Below are 17,584 nucleotides of genomic sequence, written 5' to 3' on the forward strand. Positions count from 1 at the left end.
TAGCGTTGTGTGACAAAACAGACTCCCTGATACACATATCTTCTAAATAGCGGCGCTCCCATTTCTGGGCAGGCCATTATTCGCCTTATCAGACGATTCCGATTGCCCGATAAGCCGGGTTTTTTGCAGTTAATTAACCGCTTTAGGTCTGAAAACGCTGTGCTAGGGTGTGCATCATTGGAGAAGTGCAGGGTGAAAACGTCACCCGGCGAGACGAGATGATTGAGGATCAGATGGCGATTCAGGGCATTGAAGGGGTACTGCAGCAGATGCAGACCATGGCGGTTCAGGCCGGCAAGATGGGGCAGAATGCGGCGCCGCAGGGCGTCAGCTTCGCCAGCGAACTGACCGCGGCGCTCGGCAAGATCAGCGAGACCCAGCAAACGGCGCGCAAACAGGCGCAGGATTTCGAACTGGGCGTGCCGGGCATCAGCCTGAACGATGTGATGGTCGATCTGCAGAAATCGTCGGTGTCTTTACAGCTGGGCGTACAGGTGCGCAACAAGCTGGTGGCGGCCTACCAGGATATTATGAATATGCCGGTGTGATGAACGTGCCGATCATTTTTCAGTGAAATTTGGGTCGGCGCTGTTACCCTATAGCGACGGTCATTTATCGGGATAGGATGATGTACAAATCGCTGTATCTTGCTCTGGGGATCATGGCGTTGTCTGGATGCGCCGGGCAAAACGATGACTATTCATCGGCACAAAAAAACGCGGCTCATCAGGACGCCGGCAAAGAATGGAAAGCGTTTGTCGCGCCACTGTCGGTGAAAACGCAGTCGCCCGGCGAGCGAGAAATGAAACGCGCTGCCCGGCAATACTGAAGTCACGACTTCAGCCAATAGGCAAAAAAAACCAGCTATCGAAATAGCTGGCTGAAGGTGCGATAAAACATTTATGTATGTGATGTAGGAGCGTCGACGCCCGCTCGAAGTGGTGCCGACGCGGTTATCATATTTGTTATGTTATAACAAATCAATGCTGCTGTGCGTTTGCTTCAGCCTGCCAATTCTGCGATCCGCTCGCGGGCGTTCGCCAACCCCTGAGCGAGGCCGTGCGGTTTCATATCCAGCCCTTCGGCATAGATAAACTGCACGTCGCCGATCCCCATCAGCCCCATCACCGAGCGCAGGTACGGCGTCACGGCGTCGGTCGGCTGGCCGGCGTGTATGCCGCCGCGTGAACTGAATACCAGCGCATTGACGCCTTCTACCAGCCCCACTGGGTAAGTGGCGGTATAGTTGAACGTCACCCGGGCGCGGGCCACCAGATCGAACCAGTTTTTCAGCTGGGTTGGAACGTTGAGGTTATACATCGGCGCGCCGATCAGCAGCAGATCGCTCCCTTTCAGTTCGGCAATCAGCCGGTCGGAGAGCGCTACCGTCGCTTTGGCGCGTGGGCTGATGTTTTCTGCGCCTCGCAGCGCATCGAACAGCTCGCCGTCCAATACCGGCAGATCCAAGGCCGTCAAATCGTGTTCGACGATCTGATCTTCATATCCTTTGGCCCGACGCGCCGCCAGATAGTGGTCAATCAGGTTATTGGTCTGCGAGTCGTTTCCCATAATGCTGGATTTGAGTACCAGTATTTTTTTCATGCTGTTGTCCTCTGACGGTAATCTGTGGTTTTCACCGGGACTCCGGAATGACTGCAGGTTACCATTGCCTGATGCTCACCAGTGGTGATAGGTTTTCACTTAATTGATTCCAATTTGGAAGCATTAAGATGAAAAGCGATCTCAGCGCACTGCCGGCGTTTGTTGCCGTAGCGGAAGGCGGCAGTTTTGCCGCCGCCGCAGAAAAACTGCATCTGACACGTTCTGCGGTCAGCAAAATCGTGTCGCGTCTGGAGGCGCGGCTGGGCGTGATGTTGTTTATGCGCACGACGCGCAGCCTGAGCCTGACGGATGAAGGGGCGTTGTACTATGAGCACTGCCGGCAGGCGTTGGCGAACGTTCAGGCGGCGGAAAACCAGTTGGACAGTGGCAAGATGCAGGTCCGAGGCCGGCTCAGGATCTCGATGCCGGTGTTGTTCGGCCATCTGTGCATTGCACCCTTGATGACGGCACTGGCGAATGAGCATCCCTTACTGACGCTGGAAATTTCGTTCAACGACCGCAGGATCGATCTGATCGATGAGGGGTTCGATCTGGCGGTTCGCATCGGCGAACTGGCGGACAGCGGCAGTTTGGTTGCCCGGCGCCTGGGCGAACACGGCATGCTGCTGTGCGCCTCGCCCGACTACCTGCGGCGCAGTGGTGAACCGAGCACGCTGGACGCGTTAAGCCAACACCAGGCGGTGGGGTATCTGCACGCCGGCGCCGTGTTGCCCTGGCAACTTCGCGGCGAAAACGGTGAGCTGCAGTCGTTCAGGCCACCGGCCAAGATGATGATGGATGACATGCAGGGGATCGTCGATGCCGTTTCCGCCGGAGCCGGTATTGCCTGGCTGCCGGAGTGGCTGGTACGCGAGCGGCTGATGGCAGGGACGCTGGTGGAAATCATGCGCGGTGGATCCAGCCTCAGTTTTCCGGTGAATGCCGTGTGGCCCTATATGCCTTACCAGCCGCTCAAGGTGCGGCTGGCGGTGGAAAAACTGGTGGCGGAGCTACCGGGGAAATTGGCGCTTGTGGCACCACCGGTATTGCCGTGCTAATGGCCGGTGTCGCAACCGACAAGGAATGGGCGCTAATCTACCGAATAGAGGGGCGAAAACGGTGCTGTCAGGCTTATTGAATACGCAGGTGACCGTTTATTATAGCCTGATTAGTAGGGTTATTATTCGAGGCAGGTCAATGAGCACGAAAAGCGAATCCAGATGGCGTCTGATCAGTATTTTAATGCTGACGGTACTTGCCGTATTAATTGGCGTTCTGGTTAAACTGGACTGAAGTCTGACCAGGCGATAAAAAGCCTGGCCGTTTTATTGTGCGGCAAGTAAACGCATCATGTCTTCTTCATACAACAATACCAACAGCCACAGCCCCAACAACGTGATTGCTAGAGAAAATAATCGCTTTTCATTACGCATCATTTATTTCGCTCTTCGGCGGATGAACGTTGCGTAGCGTATCTCGGCGGTGTGACAATCGTTAGGGATCTGTGTCAAATAAAGCCATTTTGTTACGCGTCTATTTAGGTTTCTCCGGCGACCAGCGACTCAATGCCTTGAGAGCCGGGTTCCATAATCCTTTGATGACCGCGAATAGCGGTAGGGGCGAAACCGAAACGTTTGCGAAAACGTTCGGCGAAACGTGATGCGCTTTCATAGCCGACATGTTGCGCAATGGCGGAGATCGGCCAGTCGGTCGACTGCAGCAGGGCCAGCGCGCTACTCATGCGCACGTCGATCATCAGATTACGCAATGCGGTATTTTCCATCGACAGTTTGCGGCGCAGCATCACTTCACTCATCGACAGGCTTTCCGCCACTTTGGCCGCCGTCCAAATGCTGTGCGGATCGGTTGCCAGGCAGCGACGCACGCGTTGGGTGAGGTCTTTGGCTTCGTTGTGGATGAAGCGAATGCCGAACTGGGCCAGCCACAGCAGAATTTCCAGCATTTTGTGCCGCACGATGATGGTGGGAAACCGCTGCCGGAGCGCCAGCGCCAGGCTGGTCGTCTCAAAACTGTGCTTCAGGGCGCAGGGCAGGTTGCGCAGCGCCAGGACGGCATCGAACGGCATTGGCGTCGGCGCTTCCTCAGCCGGAGGCTGAATCGTGAGCAGCCGTGGATCGCAGGTCAGCAACTGGCAGCTGAAAACACCTTCTGCGGATGGGCCATTAATAATATCCACCGTTTGCCCCCCGTCGATAATCAACAGCTCGCCGGCATGAGCCACCACCTCGTGTTGTTGCCAGCGTACGCGCTTATGGCCTTGTTGTATCAGATACAGATGTGGTTGCTCAAAATAGACTGAAGGGAATAATAATTCAGTATGCTGAATGATGTGCGCTGAGGCGCCAATTCCTGGACAGAGATTAATTGTACGTTCCATCGATATTCATTTCGCAGCCATTATCTGAGAATATCTTTACGCTTTGATCCGCGTTGGAGCAACATTTTTCCATGGGCCGTGAAACACAGCGGCGTGTTTTATCTATCAAAAATCAATTTCCTGCTGAACAGAAAACGTCCGTGTCGGGATAATGTTTATCCATTAAAGTGAGAGCCAGGCTCGAAGCGCGCATTTTACCAATTACCCATAAACTGAATAATTCAAATGCCATAGATTAATATCCTAACGTAACCCGAGAGTAATAGCGCATAGTGCTATTTAATCCATTTTCGTCAGTATTGTCGATCTTATCGGACCTGTGGTTCCCCCAGCAACAGCGCACGATCATGAAACTGGCCGTAGGTATTGTTGACCACGTTCTGGCGCGTGGACTGTTCGATCAGCATCTTCAGCTCATCCATCCGCTGCTGTAACAGACGTTTGAGCTCGGTTTCGTTGTCGAGGATCTGTTGCAGCTTATTGCGCAGCATCTCCTGCAAGGCCATTGACGGGCCGGCTTGCCCGGTGAAGGCGGCGGTTTTTTCCACCGCCGTCACGTAAGCGAATTCGAGCTCGACGAGCTCCTCCCAGCGCCCGGTTTGCGCCAGCGCGATCATCTGGCTGCTCAGGCTATAAATTTGTTGATAAGCGGCTAACAGCTGCTGTTGACGTTCCATTACATGGCGTCCTGCGAAGGTTGGTAGTTAGGGCCAATCTGGCGCCAGGCGTCGGCGATGTTTTCCAGCAGTTTGACCACTTCGGCGATCGCCGCTTCGTCGTTGTGCAGGTTGGCCTGCATCAGCCGACGCTTCATATAGTCGTACAACGCCGCCAGGTTTTCGGCGATCTCGCCACCCTGCTGAGGATCGAGGCCGCCTTTCAGGCCGTTGTCGATGATATTGATGGCTTTGGACAGCGCCATACCTTTGCCGGCGATATCGCCCTGGTTCATCAGGATGCGTGCGCGAAGCAGGGCGCTGAGCGCCCCGTCGAACAACATCACGATTAACTGGTGCGGGCTGGCGCTCATGGCGCCGCTTTCCAGACTGACCTGCGCATAGGCCTGAGTGCCGCTACGGTTATACATGCTGTTTTCTTTACCTTGTTAAAGGGTTACTTGAACTGTTGAGCCAAATAGTTACTGGTGCCGTTCATTTTCGACATCATGGTATCCAGCTGAACGAACTGTTGTTTATAACGATCGATGGTGTTCTGAATGCTGGCGGTGACCGTGGTGATCTGGCTGTTCAGGCGATCGAGATTGGTATTGATGCTTTTGGTCGAGTTCTCGATGATGCCGCCGGATTTGATGTAGCTTTGGATCTGGTTGTGGATCTCGGTGGCCATGCCGGTGTCTTTGCCGTTGCCGACGAAGAAGTTGCTGACCTGATCCGGCTTCTCATCCATCGCTTTCTTCAGCTTGGCGCTGTCGATTTCCAACTTGCCGGTTTTGGTGTTGGTGGAAATGCCGAGGTTGCCCAGGCCTTTCAACTCCGGGTTGTCCTGGGCTGCACTCAGGGCGCTTTTGATCGACGACTGAACGCCGCGCAGGGTGTTGTCGCCCAGCAGCGGACCGTTGCTGGGGTTTGGCGCTTCGCCGGTTTTCACCGGGGTGAACTTGGACAACGCGTTGAAGGTATCCAGCAATGAGTTATAGCTGTCGACCCACTCTTTGATTTTGTCGGTGGTGCCGGCGGTGTTGGTGCTGATCACCAGGTGCTGCGGTTCATCGGTTTTGGTTTTGGTTTTCAAATCGATGGTGACGCCCTGCAGGGCATCGCTGATCGAGTTGGTGCTGCGTTTGATGGCCGTGCCGTTCACCATCAGCTCCGCATCCTGCGGCGCGACCGTCTGCTTCATGGCGGTGGTGGTGCCGCGGGTGGCGTTGTAGTTCAGGATATCGCCCAGCTTGTCGTCATTATCGACCTGGAGGGAAATCTTGTTGTTTTCACCGGTGGTGGAGGAGCTGATCGCCAACTGGTAGTCGTTGTCGCCGACGCGCATGATGCTGGCGGTGACGCCGGCCTTGGCGCCGTTGATGGCGTCGCGCATCTCAACCAGCGAGGTTTGATCGTCGCTCAGCGGGATCTTGGTGGCTTTCGGCGGGTTGCCGGCGGTGATGGTCAGGGAGCGGTCGGTGGCGCCTTCGGTGCCTAACTTGGCGCCCTGGTCGCTGACTTTCGCCTGAGTGGTCAGGGTTTGCGCCTGCGCCAGGTTCTTCACTTCCACCACATAGTTGCCCGGCACCGCCTTGGCGTTGGTGGTGATTTTAAAGGCGTCGTGTTCGGTGGCGGTGGTGGCCTTGAAGAAGTCCTCTTTCGCCATCTCTTTGCTGAGGTTGTCGAACTTTTCCAACGCGCCCTTCAGCGTGCCGTAACCGGTCAACTGGGCGTTATAGCTGGATTGCTTGGTGGTGTAAGGGGTCAGGCGCTGTTGTTCCGCTTTGGTCAGCTTATCCAGCAAGCCGTTGAGGTCGAGTCCTGAGCCGAGACCTAATGAACTGATCGTTGCCATGAGTAATTCTCCTTGATGATGACTTTATTCGCTTTACGCGTTATCGGCCCAGTGATGAAAAAGTTTACCGATAAAAGCAAAAAACTGATGGCGCAATAGAGGAGGGAAAAACCGCGTTATTTCTGCCATTGCCGCAGACGCAAAAAATTTTAAAAAATTGCTAAAGGTTGTTAGGGGAGGGCCGATACCTGAGGGGACGGTGGTTGACGCCGTGGGCAAATAAGCCCGAACCTTTTAACCGTGTTGCGAAGAACGCAACTGACTCGTAAGGAAAGCAAACAATGGCACAAGTAATCAACACTAACAGCCTGTCGCTGATGGCGCAGAACAACCTGAACAAATCTCAGTCTTCTCTGGGCACTGCGATTGAGCGTCTGTCTTCCGGTCTGCGTATCAACAGCGCGAAAGACGATGCTGCGGGTCAGGCGATCTCCAACCGTTTCACCGCGAACATCAAAGGCCTGACTCAGGCTTCTCGCAACGCCAACGACGGTATCTCTCTGGCGCAGACCACTGAAGGCGCACTGAACGAAGTTAACGACAACCTGCAGAACATCCGTCGTCTGACCGTACAGGCGCAGAACGGTTCCAACTCCACCAGCGACCTGAACTCTATCCAGGACGAAATCACTCAGCGCCTGAAAGAGATCAACCGTATCTCCGAACAAACTGACTTCAACGGCGTGAAAGTGCTGAGCAGCGATCAGAAACTGACCATTCAGGTTGGCGCTAACGACGGTGAAACCATCGATATCGACCTGAAAAAAATCGACGCTAAGCAACTGGGCCTGGAAAAATTTGATGTAACTGCAAAACCAGTAGCTATCGCTGACGGCGCTACAATCAATAACGGTACTAAAGACATCACTTACGATTCTAAAACATCGGGTCTGAAAGATGGCGAAGCTTTAGTAACTGCCAAAGATAAAGACGGCAAGGAAGCTTTCTATGTCCAAACCACCGCTTCAGATGGTGCTAAAACTTATAAAGCCGCAACCATCGCTGATGATGGTAAAGTGACTGCTGGTGCAGATGCCGATCTGAAACAAACGCCACTGGACACTCTGGACAAAGCGCTGGCACAGGTTGACGGCCTGCGTTCTTCTCTGGGTGCGGTACAGAACCGTTTCGATTCTGTTATCAACAACCTGAACAGCACCGTGAACAACCTGTCCGCTTCTCAGTCCCGTATCCAGGATGCTGACTACGCGACCGAAGTGTCCAACATGAGCCGTGCCAACATCCTGCAACAGGCTGGCACCTCTGTTCTGGCACAGGCTAACCAGTCTACTCAGAACGTTCTGTCCCTGCTGCGTTAATCGTCTCTCCCGATTAACTGTCGCAAAGAAACCCCGCTTCGGCGGGGTTTTTTTATGCTCGCGCACCGCGCGGTTATTACATGGCGCAAATAAAGCCTGTTTTGTGCGACTGTTCAGCCGATTGGCATTTCGCCCCCTACGCATAATAGCGCTGACTCTCTTATCCGCAGGTTTAAGACATAGTGAGCGATCTGTATACCGCCGAAGGCGTGATGGACAAAAATTCTCTCTGGCTGCGCTACGTGCCGTTAGTACGCCACGAGGCGTTGCGCCTGCAGGTCAGGCTGCCCGCCAGCGTGGAGCTTGACGACCTGCTGCAGGCCGGGGGAATCGGGCTATTGAACGCCGTTGAGCGTTATGACGCCCTACAGGGAACCGCCTTTACCACCTATGCGGTGCAGCGCATTCGCGGCGCGATGCTCGATGAGCTGCGCAGCCGCGACTGGGTGCCGCGCAGCGTGCGGCGCCATGCGCGCGAGGTCGCGCAGGTGATGCGGCAACTGGAACAGCGTTACGGCCGCCCGGCGAGCGAGACGGAAGTGGCGCAGACGCTGAATATCTCGCTGGATGAGTACCGTCAAATTCTGTTGGACACCAATAACAGCCAGCTTTTCTCCTACGACGAATGGCGCGAGGAGCATGGCGAGAACGCGGAACCGATGCTGGAAGGGCATGAAGAGGCCAACCCGCTGCATCACCTGTTGGAAGGCAGCCTGCGCCAACGAGTGATTGACGCCATCGAGGCGTTGCCGGAGCGCGAAAAAATGGTGCTGACGCTGTATTACCAGGAAGAGTTGAATCTCAAAGAGATCGGCGCCGTGCTGGACGTCGGGGAGTCCCGCGTCAGCCAACTGCACAGTCAGGCGATCAAACGGCTGCGTGCGCGGCTGGCGAACGATACCTGACGGCGACCCGCTGCCCCTCAACTCGATGACTCATGCGACAATCGGACTGCCCTTTATGCCAGGAATACTGTTGAAGAAACGGCCGCTTAGCCGTTACCTGAAAGACTACAAGCACAGCCAGACCCATTGCTCCCAGTGCGGCAAACTGTTGGACCGCATGGCGCTGGTGTTTCGCGGCAAGATTATCAATAAAGAAGCCATCGCGCGCATGGATCAGCCGATCGACGATGCGGTCTGGCAAAACGTGCAGCACGAGCTGACCGCACTGTGCCGCTTTTGCAGCGAGATCTCCTGCAACAGCCACCCGAGCTATTTCGACATCATGGCGTTCAAGCAGTATCTGTTCGAACAGACCGAGATGAGCCACAGCACCATCCGTGAGTATGTAGTGCGGCTGCGCCGGCTGGACGAAATGCTGGTGGCGCGCAATTATCCGGCGGATAAATTCGCCAGCAGCGCCAGCCATCAGCGCATCATCGACGATCTGCCTACCGCGGCGCACAATAACTACCGCATTGCGCTGCGCAAATACGATCAGTATCTCGCCTGGCAGCGCAGCTACTGAGACTTTTCCCCGGCCGTTGGGCCGGGGCCTGCTGTTTCCCCCGTGATAAAGGATGATTATTCAGTTCACATCTGCTAAATCTATCGGTTATCAGATGTTGATATTCGATTCCCTGGGGGGAAGTAGTGAACCTGCAACAACAACTGGCGCAATTTCCGCGTCTGGATCTGGTTGGCACCGCCACACCGCTCGAAAAGCTGTCCCGTCTCTCCGATTACCTCGGCCGCGAAATCTACCTCAAACGTGACGATGTCACTCCAATGGCCATGGGTGGCAACAAGCTGAGAAAGCTCGAGTTTCTGGCCGCCGACGCGCTGCGACAAGGCGCCGATACGCTGGTCACCGCCGGCGCCATTCAATCCAACCACGTGCGCCAGACGGCGGCGGTGGCGGCGAAGCTGGGCCTGCACTGCGTCGCGCTGCTGGAAAACCCTATCGACACCCGCGCGGAAAACTATCTGACCAACGGCAACCGCCTGTTGCTCGGCCTGTTCAACGCCGAGGTGGTGATGTGCGAAGCGCTGCACGATCCGCAGCAACAGCTGGCGGAACTGGCGACGCGCCTTGAGGCGCAGGGGTTCCGGCCTTACGTGGTGCCGGTGGGCGGCTCCAATGCGCTGGGTGCGCTGGGATACGTGCAGTGCGCATTGGAAATCGCCGAACAGAGCCAACGCAGCAACGTGGCGTTCAGTTCTGTGGTGGTGGCGTCCGGCAGCGCCGGCACTCACGCCGGGCTGGCAGTGGGGCTGCAACAGCTGCTGCCGGAAACCGAGTTGATCGGCGTGACGGTCTCGCGCACCGTGATCGATCAACTGCCGAAGGTGGAGCAGATCCAGAAAGCCCTGGCTTGTTCGCTGAATATCGACGAGCTGGCGCCGATCGCGCTGTGGGACGATTATTTCGCGCCGCAGTACGGCATGCCGAACGAAGAGGGCATGGCGGCGGTTCAGCTGCTGGCGCAGCAAGAGGGCGTGTTGCTGGATCCGGTATACACCGGCAAAGCGATGGCCGGTTTGATCGACGGCATCGCCCAGCGGCGCTTCCGCGATGAGGGCCCTATTCTGTTCGTTCACACCGGTGGTGCGCCGGCGCTGTTCGCCTACCATCCGCAGGTGTAAAAACCGCTTGTTATTCCATTTTGAACTATATTTATAAAGTTATATTCCTTTATGCGGGCGGTCGCACTGTTAAAGTGCTGATATCAAAAAAGATAAATAACACACAGGGGTGTTTATGATGTTTGCGAAAGTTCGTCGTCAATGGTTGTTGGGCGTGGTGGGTATTGCGTTGGCCGCCGGTGTGACGACTCAAACCTACGCCGCTGATAACCTGCTGCAGCAGGTGAAACAGCGCGGCACGCTGATCGTCGGGCTGGAAGGCACCTATCCGCCGTTCAGCTTCCAGGGTGAAGACGGCAAGTTGACCGGTTTTGAAGTGGATTTCGCCAACGCGCTGGCGGAACATCTGGGCGTGAAAGCCAAGCTGAACCCGACCAAGTGGGACGGCATGCTGGCGTCGTTGGACTCGAAACGTATCGACGTGGTCATCAACCAGGTGACGCTCTCCGATGAGCGCAAGAAGAAATATGACTTCTCCACTCCGTATACCGTTTCCGGTATTCAGGCGCTGGTGAAAAAGGGCAACGAAGGCACCATCACCAAGCCGGAAGACCTGAAGGGCAAGAAGGTCGGCGTTGGCCTGGGCACCAACTATGAGCAATGGCTGCGCGAGAACGTGCAGGGCGTAGACGTGCGCACCTACGACGACGATCCGACCAAGTATCAGGATCTGCGCGTTGGCCGCATCAACGCCATTCTGGTGGATCGCCTGGCGGCGCTGGATCTGGTGAAGAAAACCGGCGATACGCTGGCGGTAGCCGGCCCGGCGTTCTCTCGCCAGGAATCCGGCGTGGCGCTGCGCAAGAACAACCCAGAGCTGCTGGCCGCGATTGACCAGGCGATCGCCGAGATGCAAAAAGACGGCACGCTGGCGAAGATCTCCGAGAAATGGTTTGGCGCGGACGTAACTAAATAATGCACGAAAGTATTCAACTGGCGCTGGATTCAGCGCCATTTTTATTGAAGGGCGCAATACTGACGCTTCAGCTCAGCCTGGGCGGTATGGCGCTAGGCTTGTTACTCGGTTTTCTGCTGGCGCTGATGCGCCTTTCGCCGCTGTGGCCGCTGTCGTGGCTGTCGCGTATTTACGTGTCGCTGTTCCGCGGCACGCCGTTGATTGCCCAGCTGTTTATGATCTATTACGGTCTGCCGCAGTTCGGCATCGAATTCGATCCTTTCCCGGCGGCGCTGATTGGCCTGTCGCTCAATACCGCCGCCTACACCTCGGAAACGCTGCGCGCGGCGATTTCGTCGATCGATAAAGGGCAGTGGGAAGCCGCCGCCAGCATTGGCATGACCCGTTGGCAAACCCTGCGCCGGGTGATCCTGCCGCAGGCGGCGCGCACCGCCTTGCCGCCGCTGGGCAACAGCTTTATCGGCCTGGTGAAGGACACCTCGCTGGCCGCCACCATTCAGGTGCCGGAACTGTTCCGCCAGGCGCAGCTGATCACCTCGCGCACGCTGGAAGTGTTCACCATGTACCTGGCGGCATCGCTGATTTACTGGGTGATGGCGACCCTGCTTTCCGCACTGCAAAACCGTCTGGAAGCCCACGTTAATCGCCAGGATCAGGAGTAACGCATGAGTGCCATTGAAGTTAAGCAATTGACCAAGCAGTTCAAGGGTCAGACGGTGCTGCATGGGATCGATCTGGCGGTGGACGCCGGTGAAGTGGTGGCGATCATCGGGCCGAGCGGTTCGGGGAAAACCACCTTGTTGCGCTGCATCAATCTGCTGGAGGAGCCGGATTCCGGCACTATTCGCGTCGGCGATATTCAGATCGACGGCAGCAAGCCGCTGAGCAAACAGAAAAATCAGGTGCGCGCGCTGCGTCAGCAGGTCGGTTTCGTGTTCCAGAACTTCAACCTGTTTCCGCACCGTTCGGTGCTGGAAAACATCATCGAAGGGCCGGTTATCGTTAAAGGCGAGGCGAAAGCCAGCGCTGAACAGCGCGCCCGCGCGTTGCTGGCCAAGGTGGGCCTGAGCGGCAAAGAGGCGGCTTATCCGCGGCGTCTGTCCGGCGGGCAGCAGCAGCGGGTGGCGATCGCGCGCGCGCTGGCGATGCAGCCGGAGGTGATTTTGTTCGACGAGCCGACGTCGGCGCTCGATCCCGAGCTGGTGGGGGAAGTGCTCAATACCATGCGCTCACTGGCGGAAGAGAAACGCACCATGGTGATCGTCACCCATGAGATGAGCTTCGCCCGCGACGTGGCCGACCGGGTTATCTTTATGGATCACGGCCGCATTGTTGAACAGGGCCCGGCCAAAGCGCTGTTCGCCAATCCGCAGCATCAGCGCACCCAGCAATTCCTCGACAAGTTCCGGAATCAATAAGGCGTCGGGGGCGTTTCCCCCGACCGCATTCACTCCGCTTTCAACCATTCGTTTCGCGCGGCGGCGGCGAGAAATTCGCTGCGGCTGCCGTATTCCGAATATTGCCGATCCCGAAAGTCAATGCGTCTCGTAGCGCTCTGACGCGGCTTTCAAACAGAATAATCCGTCTATGTTGTTATCGTCCAAGAGCGACGCCCCACCCTGTAAGGATAATAAGGCGCTAACGGCTGATCCGCCTGGGGGCAATAAAAAACCCTGCACGAGTGCAGGGTTTGCGTAGCGGTGAGCAAATCAGGCGGCGATGCATGGCCGCCTTGACGATGCGTTAACCGATGGTCATCAGGCTGGCGTTACCGCCGGCGGCGGCGGTGTTGACGCTCAGCGAACGTTCGATCAGCAGGCGTTCCAACAGGATGTTGGTTTCACCGTGGGCGAAGCCCTGCACCGAAACGATGGCGCCGCCGCGCTGCGCGATCTGCTCGCACAGGGTGCGCAGCTGGTCGGCATCGCCGTGGTAGATGGCGGCGTCGAACTCGACCTTATCCTGCTGCCAGTCTTTGCTGAAGGCGATGCGCGCCTGCACATCGTTCGGCAAGCGGCGGAACAGATTGCGCTGCAGTTCCGCTTCCGGCCACAGCACGCAGCTGCCAACCGCCAGCACGGCGGCCAGCTGGGTCAGCGCGTCGGTTTCGTTATCCGCCAGGCACAGCACGCGTTCACGCGGCAACAGGGCATAGGTATTGCGCTCGCCGGTTGGGCCCGGCAGCGGGCGTACGGTGCCGCCCTGGCCCAGTTCCGCATAGCGCTGCGCCAATGCCGCCAGTTCGCCGTGTTGGCTGGTGACCGCCCATTTCTCCAGCGATTGCAGCGCACCCAGCAGCTGCGGCCGTGCGGTGGCTTCCATCGGGCGCTCTTCGTCCTGACGGTGCAGTGTACGTTGCAGCGCGTCGTCTGGGCGGTTGGCCAGCAGACGGTACAGGTACAGCGGACCGCCGGCTTTCGGGCCGGTGCCCGACAGGCCTTCGCCGCCGAACGGCTGCACGCCGACCACTGCGCCGACCATGTTGCGGTTGACGTACAGGTTGCCGACCTTGGCGCGTTCGGTCACCCGGGCGATGGTTTCATCGATACGGGTGTGAATGCCCAGCGTCAGGCCATAACCGGCGGCGTTGATCTGATCGACCAGCGCGTCCAGATTGTTGCGCTGGAAGCGCACCACGTGCAACACCGGGCCGAAGATCTCTTTCTGCAGCTCGTCGAAGCTGTCGAGCTCGATCAGCGTCGGCTTGATGAAGGTGCCGCGCGCCCACTCTTTCTCATCCTGCGCGCTGCCTTTGGCGGCCTGGTACACCTTGCGGCCTTTGGCACGCATCGCTTGGATGTGGCGTTCGATGCCGGTTTTGGCTTCGGCGTCGATCACCGGGCCCACGTCGGTCGACAGGCGCTCCGGATTGCCCATGCGGCATTCGGCCATCGCGCCGCGCAGCATTTGCAGCGTGTGCTCGGCCACGTCTTCTTGAATGCACAGGATACGCAGCGCGGAGCAGCGTTGGCCGGCGCTGTCGAAGGCGGAGGCCACCACGTCGGTCACCACCTGCTCGGTCAGGGCGGAGGAGTCGACGATCATGGCGTTCAGGCCGCCGGTTTCGGCGATCAGCGGCGTCGGACGGCCTTGCGGATCCAGACGGCCGGCGATACTGCGTTGCAGAATGCCGGCGACGTCGGTGGAGCCGGTAAACATCACGCCGCGGACGCGGGCGTCGTTAACCAGCGTTGAGCCGACGGTTTCACCCTGGCCCGGCAGCAGCTGCAGCACGCCTTGCGGAATGCCGGCTTCCAGCAGGATACGCACCGCCTGCGCGGCCACCAGCGGCGTTTGCTCGGCCGGTTTGGCCAGCACGCTGTTGCCCGCCGCCAGCGCGGCGGCGATTTGGCCGGTGAAGATCGCCAGCGGGAAGTTCCACGGGCTGATACAGACCACCGGGCCCAGCGGGCGGTGGCTGTCGTTGGCGAAATCGTCGCGTACCTGGCCGGCGTAGTAGTGCAGGAAATCGACCGCTTCACGTACTTCGGCGATGGCGTTGTTGAAGGTTTTACCCGCTTCGCGCACCAGAATGCCCAGCAGGCTTTGCAGCTGGCTCTCCATCAGCTCGGCGGCGCGTTCGAGGATCGCGGCGCGCTCCGTCGGCGGCGTAGCGAACCAGATTGGGCCGGCGGCCGCGGCGGCGTCGAGCGCACGGCTGACTTCGCCTTCGGTGGCTTCACGCACGTAGCCGACCACATCGCCTGGCTCTGCCGGGTTGATCACCGGCTGCTCGACGCCCTGATCCAACTCGGCATCGATGATAGGTTCCGCGCGCCATGGATGGCTGGCGCTGGTGAGCAGGGCGCTGGACAGCGAAGCCAAACGCTGTTCGTTGGACAGATCCAGGCCGCTGGAGTTGGTACGTTTCTCGCCATACAGCTCGCGTGGCAGCGGAATGCGCGGATGCGGCAGACCAATCTGGCCTTCGCTGGCCGCCAGCGCTTCCACGGCGCTGACCGGATCGGCCACCAGCTCGTCGAGCGGCAGGGTGGCGTCGGCGATGCGGTTGACGAACGAGGTGTTGGCGCCGTTTTCCAGCAGGCGGCGCACCAGGTAAGCCAGCAGCGTTTCATGGGTGCCGACCGGTGCATAGATGCGGCAAGGGCGGTTCAGTTTGCCGTCGGCCACTTTGCCCACTACCTGTTCGTACAACGGTTCACCCATGCCGTGCAGGCATTGGAACTCATACTGGCCAGGGTAGTAGTTATTGCCGGCCAGGTGATAAATGGCGCTCAGCGTATGGGCGTTGTGGGTCGCGAACTGCGGATAAATCAGGTTCGGCACCGACAGCAGCTTGCGGGCGCAGGCCAGGTAGGATACGTCGGTGTACACCTTGCGGGTGTAAACCGGATAACCTTCCAGGCCGTCCATTTGGGCGCGTTTGATTTCGCTGTCCCAGTAAGCGCCTTTCACCAGACGGATCATCAGGCGACGGCGGCTGCGCTGTGCCATGTCGATCACCGCGTCGATGGCGAACGGGCAACGTTTTTGGTAGGCCTGGATCACGAAGCCGATGCCGTTCCAGCCGGCCAACTGCGGCTCGAAGCACAGTTTCTCCAGCAGATCGAGCGAGATTTCCAGTCGGTCGGCCTCTTCGGCGTCGATGTTGATGCCGATATCATACTGGCGTGCCTGCAGGGTCAGCGACAGCAGGCGCGGGTAAAGCTCTTCCATCACGCGTTCGTACTGCGCGCGGCTGTAGCGCGGGTGCAGGGCGGACAATTTGATGGAGATGCCGGGGCCTTCATAGATGCCGCGGCCGTTGGAGGCTTTGCCGATGGCGTGGATCGCCTGCTGGTAGGAAACCAGGTAGGCCTGGGCGTCGGCCTCGGTCAGGGCGGCTTCGCCCAGCATGTCGTAGGAGTAGCGGAAACCTTTTTCTTCCAGCTTGCGCGCGTTGGCCAGCGCCTCGGCGATGGTTTCGCCGGTCACGAACTGTTCGCCCATCAGGCGCATCGCCATGTCCACGCCTTTGCGGATCAGCGGCTCGCCGCTCTTGCCGATAATGCGGTTCAGCGAGCGGGACAGATTGGCTTCGTTATGGGTCGACACCAGCTTGCCGGTGAACAGCAGGCCCCAGGTGGCGGCGTTGACGAACAGCGACGGGCTGCGCCCGAGGTGCGAATGCCAGTTGCCGTTGCTGATCTTGTCGCGGATCAGGGCATCGCGGGTCGGTTTGTCCGGAATGCGCAGCAGCGCTTCCGCCAGGCACATCAGCGCTACGCCTTCCTGCGAGGAGAGGGAGAACTCTTGCAGCAGGCCTTGCACCATGCCGGCGCGGCCGTTTGCACTTTTTTGGTTACGCAACTTCTCGGCGATGCCGTAGGCCATTTTGTGAGTAGCCTGAGCAAGATCGGCAGGTAATCGCGCCTGTTCGAGCAACATCGGCACCGCTTCGGTCTCCGGGCGACGATAGGCGGCGGTGATGGCGGCGCGGGTCACCGATTGTGGCAGAATTTGTTCGGCGAAATCGAGGAATGGCTGGTGTGACTCTTCCTGCGCTTGCGGCATAATGTCGTCCGCTTCAGGCTGGCCCGCAGCGGCCAGCGCTGGAATTTCAGGAATATCGGTACCGCTCTCGAGACGCTCGAGGTAATTAAAGATGGCCTGCTTGATGAGCCAGTGCGGCGTGCGATCGATGCGCTGCGCGGCGCTCTTGATCCGGTCGCGTGTTGCCTCGTCGAGTTTCACGCCCATTGTGGTAGTGCCCATGCCTATCCAACTCCTGTGTTTAGAACCTATCCCATCAGGCTAGACAAACAGCAGGCTGGAAAGCCTGTTGGGATAGGTTCGTGTGATGTGTGGTGTCAAGAATGCAGACAATATCCTGCATGTTGCAACTTTGTGCAACCTTGTTAAATCAGGCGGATGAACGAAGTGTGAGTTTCATCGATTTTTTAACACAGGCAGTTGGCACGAATGTTGCGTTATTGAGCGAACGCGGCGGGGTTTATTACGCCGCAGGCGCTTTACCTTGCGGTATATGAGGGTAATAGCAGGGTGCAACTCATTTTGTTTGTCGTGAGTGCAACCTTTGAGCCCAGTAAATGTGACGCAGGGTAAACTTTGTGTAACTTTGTTGTTAAATATCTTGTTGGTTGATGAAAGGCTCATCTAGGATAACCGACGGTCAACAATTACGGGCAGAAACTATTTTACCTGCACTTGCTCGCAGGCTGCGCCACGTTCCGGCGCGGCGGCCAGTGAAATGCATTGCGCGTGGGTTTACCGGCGCCGGCTTGGC

16 protein-coding genes are annotated in these 17,584 nt (G+C 57.9%); 10 read left to right on the plus strand and 6 right to left on the minus strand.

Annotation, left to right across the window (positions count from 1 at the left end; genetic code table 11):
• The first annotated feature begins 233 nt into the window (after positions 1–233).
• Entirely contained in the window at positions 234–548 is a 315-nt protein-coding gene (gene fliE / locus RE418_RS16150; RefSeq protein ID WP_025159836.1) for a flagellar hook-basal body complex protein FliE, read from the plus strand.
• Positions 549–625: 77 nt separating this feature from the next.
• Positions 626–829 carry a hypothetical protein gene (locus RE418_RS16155; RefSeq protein ID WP_141998313.1) on the plus strand — a complete coding sequence of 68 codons (204 nt, stop codon included), beginning with the start codon at positions 626–628 and terminating at the stop codon, positions 827–829.
• 173 nt (positions 830–1,002) lie between these two features.
• Here RE418_RS16155 and RE418_RS16160 read toward each other — a convergent pair whose 3' ends face one another.
• Positions 1,003–1,602 (minus strand): FMN-dependent NADH-azoreductase, encoded by a 600-nt coding sequence (locus RE418_RS16160; RefSeq protein ID WP_025303246.1) that lies wholly within the window; start codon positions 1,600–1,602, stop codon positions 1,003–1,005.
• Between the two features lie 128 nt (positions 1,603–1,730).
• Between RE418_RS16160 and RE418_RS16165 the strand changes: the two genes are divergently transcribed.
• The gene (locus tag RE418_RS16165) at positions 1,731–2,660 is read left to right on the plus strand and encodes a LysR family transcriptional regulator (protein WP_025303245.1); all 930 of its coding nucleotides are present in this window, start codon (positions 1,731–1,733) and stop codon (positions 2,658–2,660) included.
• A 479-nt stretch (positions 2,661–3,139) separates the two neighbouring features.
• Here the strand turns inward: RE418_RS16165 and RE418_RS16170 are convergent, their stop codons facing one another.
• From RE418_RS16170 to fliD, 4 genes are all read right to left on the minus strand, one after another.
• Positions 3,140–4,000 carry a helix-turn-helix transcriptional regulator gene (locus tag RE418_RS16170; RefSeq protein ID WP_025303244.1) on the minus strand — a complete coding sequence of 287 codons (861 nt, stop codon included), beginning with the start codon at positions 3,998–4,000 and terminating at the stop codon, positions 3,140–3,142.
• A gap of 308 nt (positions 4,001–4,308) precedes the next feature.
• The gene (fliT, locus tag RE418_RS16175) at positions 4,309–4,677 is read right to left on the minus strand and encodes a flagella biosynthesis regulatory protein FliT (protein ID WP_004934765.1); all 369 of its coding nucleotides are present in this window, start codon (positions 4,675–4,677) and stop codon (positions 4,309–4,311) included.
• Positions 4,677–5,087, minus strand: coding sequence for a flagellar export chaperone FliS (fliS, locus tag RE418_RS16180; protein WP_043138600.1), 411 nt, complete (start codon positions 5,085–5,087; stop codon positions 4,677–4,679). Before fliS ends, fliT begins: the two co-directional genes overlap by 1 nt.
• 26 nt (positions 5,088–5,113) lie before the next feature.
• Complete coding sequence (gene fliD / locus RE418_RS16185; protein WP_197790865.1) at positions 5,114–6,514, minus strand: flagellar filament capping protein FliD; 1,401 nt, start codon at positions 6,512–6,514, stop codon at positions 5,114–5,116.
• Positions 6,515–6,795: 281 nt separating this feature from the next.
• Between fliD and RE418_RS16190 the strand changes: the two genes are divergently transcribed.
• From RE418_RS16190 to tcyN, 7 genes are all read left to right on the plus strand, one after another.
• Positions 6,796–7,833 (plus strand): flagellin FliC, encoded by a 1,038-nt coding sequence (locus RE418_RS16190; protein ID WP_025303241.1) that lies wholly within the window; start codon positions 6,796–6,798, stop codon positions 7,831–7,833.
• A gap of 182 nt (positions 7,834–8,015) precedes the next feature.
• Positions 8,016–8,738 (plus strand): RNA polymerase sigma factor FliA, encoded by a 723-nt coding sequence (locus RE418_RS16195; RefSeq protein WP_004934752.1) that lies wholly within the window; start codon positions 8,016–8,018, stop codon positions 8,736–8,738.
• Positions 8,739–8,793: 55 nt separating this feature from the next.
• Positions 8,794–9,303: a flagella biosynthesis regulatory protein FliZ gene (gene fliZ / locus RE418_RS16200; RefSeq protein WP_025303240.1), complete on the plus strand. Its 510-nt coding sequence runs from the start codon at positions 8,794–8,796 to the stop codon at positions 9,301–9,303.
• A gap of 125 nt (positions 9,304–9,428) precedes the next feature.
• A complete protein-coding gene (locus RE418_RS16205; RefSeq protein ID WP_025303239.1) occupies positions 9,429–10,421 on the plus strand; it encodes a D-cysteine desulfhydrase in 993 nt (330 codons plus the stop codon).
• Between the two features lie 115 nt (positions 10,422–10,536).
• The gene (gene tcyJ, locus RE418_RS16210) at positions 10,537–11,337 is read left to right on the plus strand and encodes a cystine ABC transporter substrate-binding protein (RefSeq protein ID WP_025303238.1); all 801 of its coding nucleotides are present in this window, start codon (positions 10,537–10,539) and stop codon (positions 11,335–11,337) included.
• Entirely contained in the window at positions 11,337–11,999 is a 663-nt protein-coding gene (gene tcyL / locus RE418_RS16215) for a cystine ABC transporter permease (protein ID WP_025303237.1), read from the plus strand. The genes tcyJ and tcyL overlap by 1 nt, the downstream gene beginning before the upstream one ends.
• A 3-nt stretch (positions 12,000–12,002) precedes the next feature.
• Entirely contained in the window at positions 12,003–12,755 is a 753-nt protein-coding gene (gene tcyN / locus RE418_RS16220) for an L-cystine ABC transporter ATP-binding protein TcyN (protein WP_025303236.1), read from the plus strand.
• Positions 12,756–13,080: 325 nt separating this feature from the next.
• Here tcyN and putA read toward each other — a convergent pair whose 3' ends face one another.
• A complete protein-coding gene (putA, locus tag RE418_RS16225) occupies positions 13,081–17,052 on the minus strand; it encodes a trifunctional transcriptional regulator/proline dehydrogenase/L-glutamate gamma-semialdehyde dehydrogenase (protein WP_025303235.1) in 3,972 nt (1,323 codons plus the stop codon).
• Positions 17,053–17,584: the final 532 nt, after the last annotated feature.

Source organism: Serratia sp. szju, from assembly GCF_044594185.1.
In the GTDB taxonomy this organism is placed as follows: domain Bacteria; phylum Pseudomonadota; class Gammaproteobacteria; order Enterobacterales; family Enterobacteriaceae; genus Serratia; species Serratia bockelmannii.

Excerpts from the sequence above, each read along its gene's own strand:
- putA (WP_025303235.1), bottom strand. The coding sequence starts at position 17,052 with ATGGGCACTACCACAATGGGCGTGAAACTCGACGAGGCAACACGCGAC.
- fliS (WP_043138600.1), bottom strand. The coding sequence starts at position 5,087 with ATGTATAACCGTAGCGGCACTCAGGCCTATGCGCAGGTCAGTCTGGAA.
- RE418_RS16190 (WP_025303241.1), top strand. The coding sequence starts at position 6,796 with ATGGCACAAGTAATCAACACTAACAGCCTGTCGCTGATGGCGCAGAAC.
- tcyL (WP_025303237.1), top strand. The coding sequence starts at position 11,337 with ATGCACGAAAGTATTCAACTGGCGCTGGATTCAGCGCCATTTTTATTG.
- RE418_RS16170 (WP_025303244.1), bottom strand. The coding sequence starts at position 4,000 with ATGGAACGTACAATTAATCTCTGTCCAGGAATTGGCGCCTCAGCGCAC.
- fliE (WP_025159836.1), top strand. The coding sequence starts at position 234 with ATGGCGATTCAGGGCATTGAAGGGGTACTGCAGCAGATGCAGACCATG.
- fliD (WP_197790865.1), bottom strand. The coding sequence starts at position 6,514 with ATGGCAACGATCAGTTCATTAGGTCTCGGCTCAGGACTCGACCTCAAC.
- fliT (WP_004934765.1), bottom strand. The coding sequence starts at position 4,677 with ATGGAACGTCAACAGCAGCTGTTAGCCGCTTATCAACAAATTTATAGC.
- RE418_RS16165 (WP_025303245.1), top strand. The coding sequence starts at position 1,731 with ATGAAAAGCGATCTCAGCGCACTGCCGGCGTTTGTTGCCGTAGCGGAA.
- tcyN (WP_025303236.1), top strand. The coding sequence starts at position 12,003 with ATGAGTGCCATTGAAGTTAAGCAATTGACCAAGCAGTTCAAGGGTCAG.
- tcyJ (WP_025303238.1), top strand. The coding sequence starts at position 10,537 with ATGATGTTTGCGAAAGTTCGTCGTCAATGGTTGTTGGGCGTGGTGGGT.
- fliZ (WP_025303240.1), top strand. The coding sequence starts at position 8,794 with ATGCCAGGAATACTGTTGAAGAAACGGCCGCTTAGCCGTTACCTGAAA.
- RE418_RS16160 (WP_025303246.1), bottom strand. The coding sequence starts at position 1,602 with ATGAAAAAAATACTGGTACTCAAATCCAGCATTATGGGAAACGACTCG.
- RE418_RS16155 (WP_141998313.1), top strand. The coding sequence starts at position 626 with ATGATGTACAAATCGCTGTATCTTGCTCTGGGGATCATGGCGTTGTCT.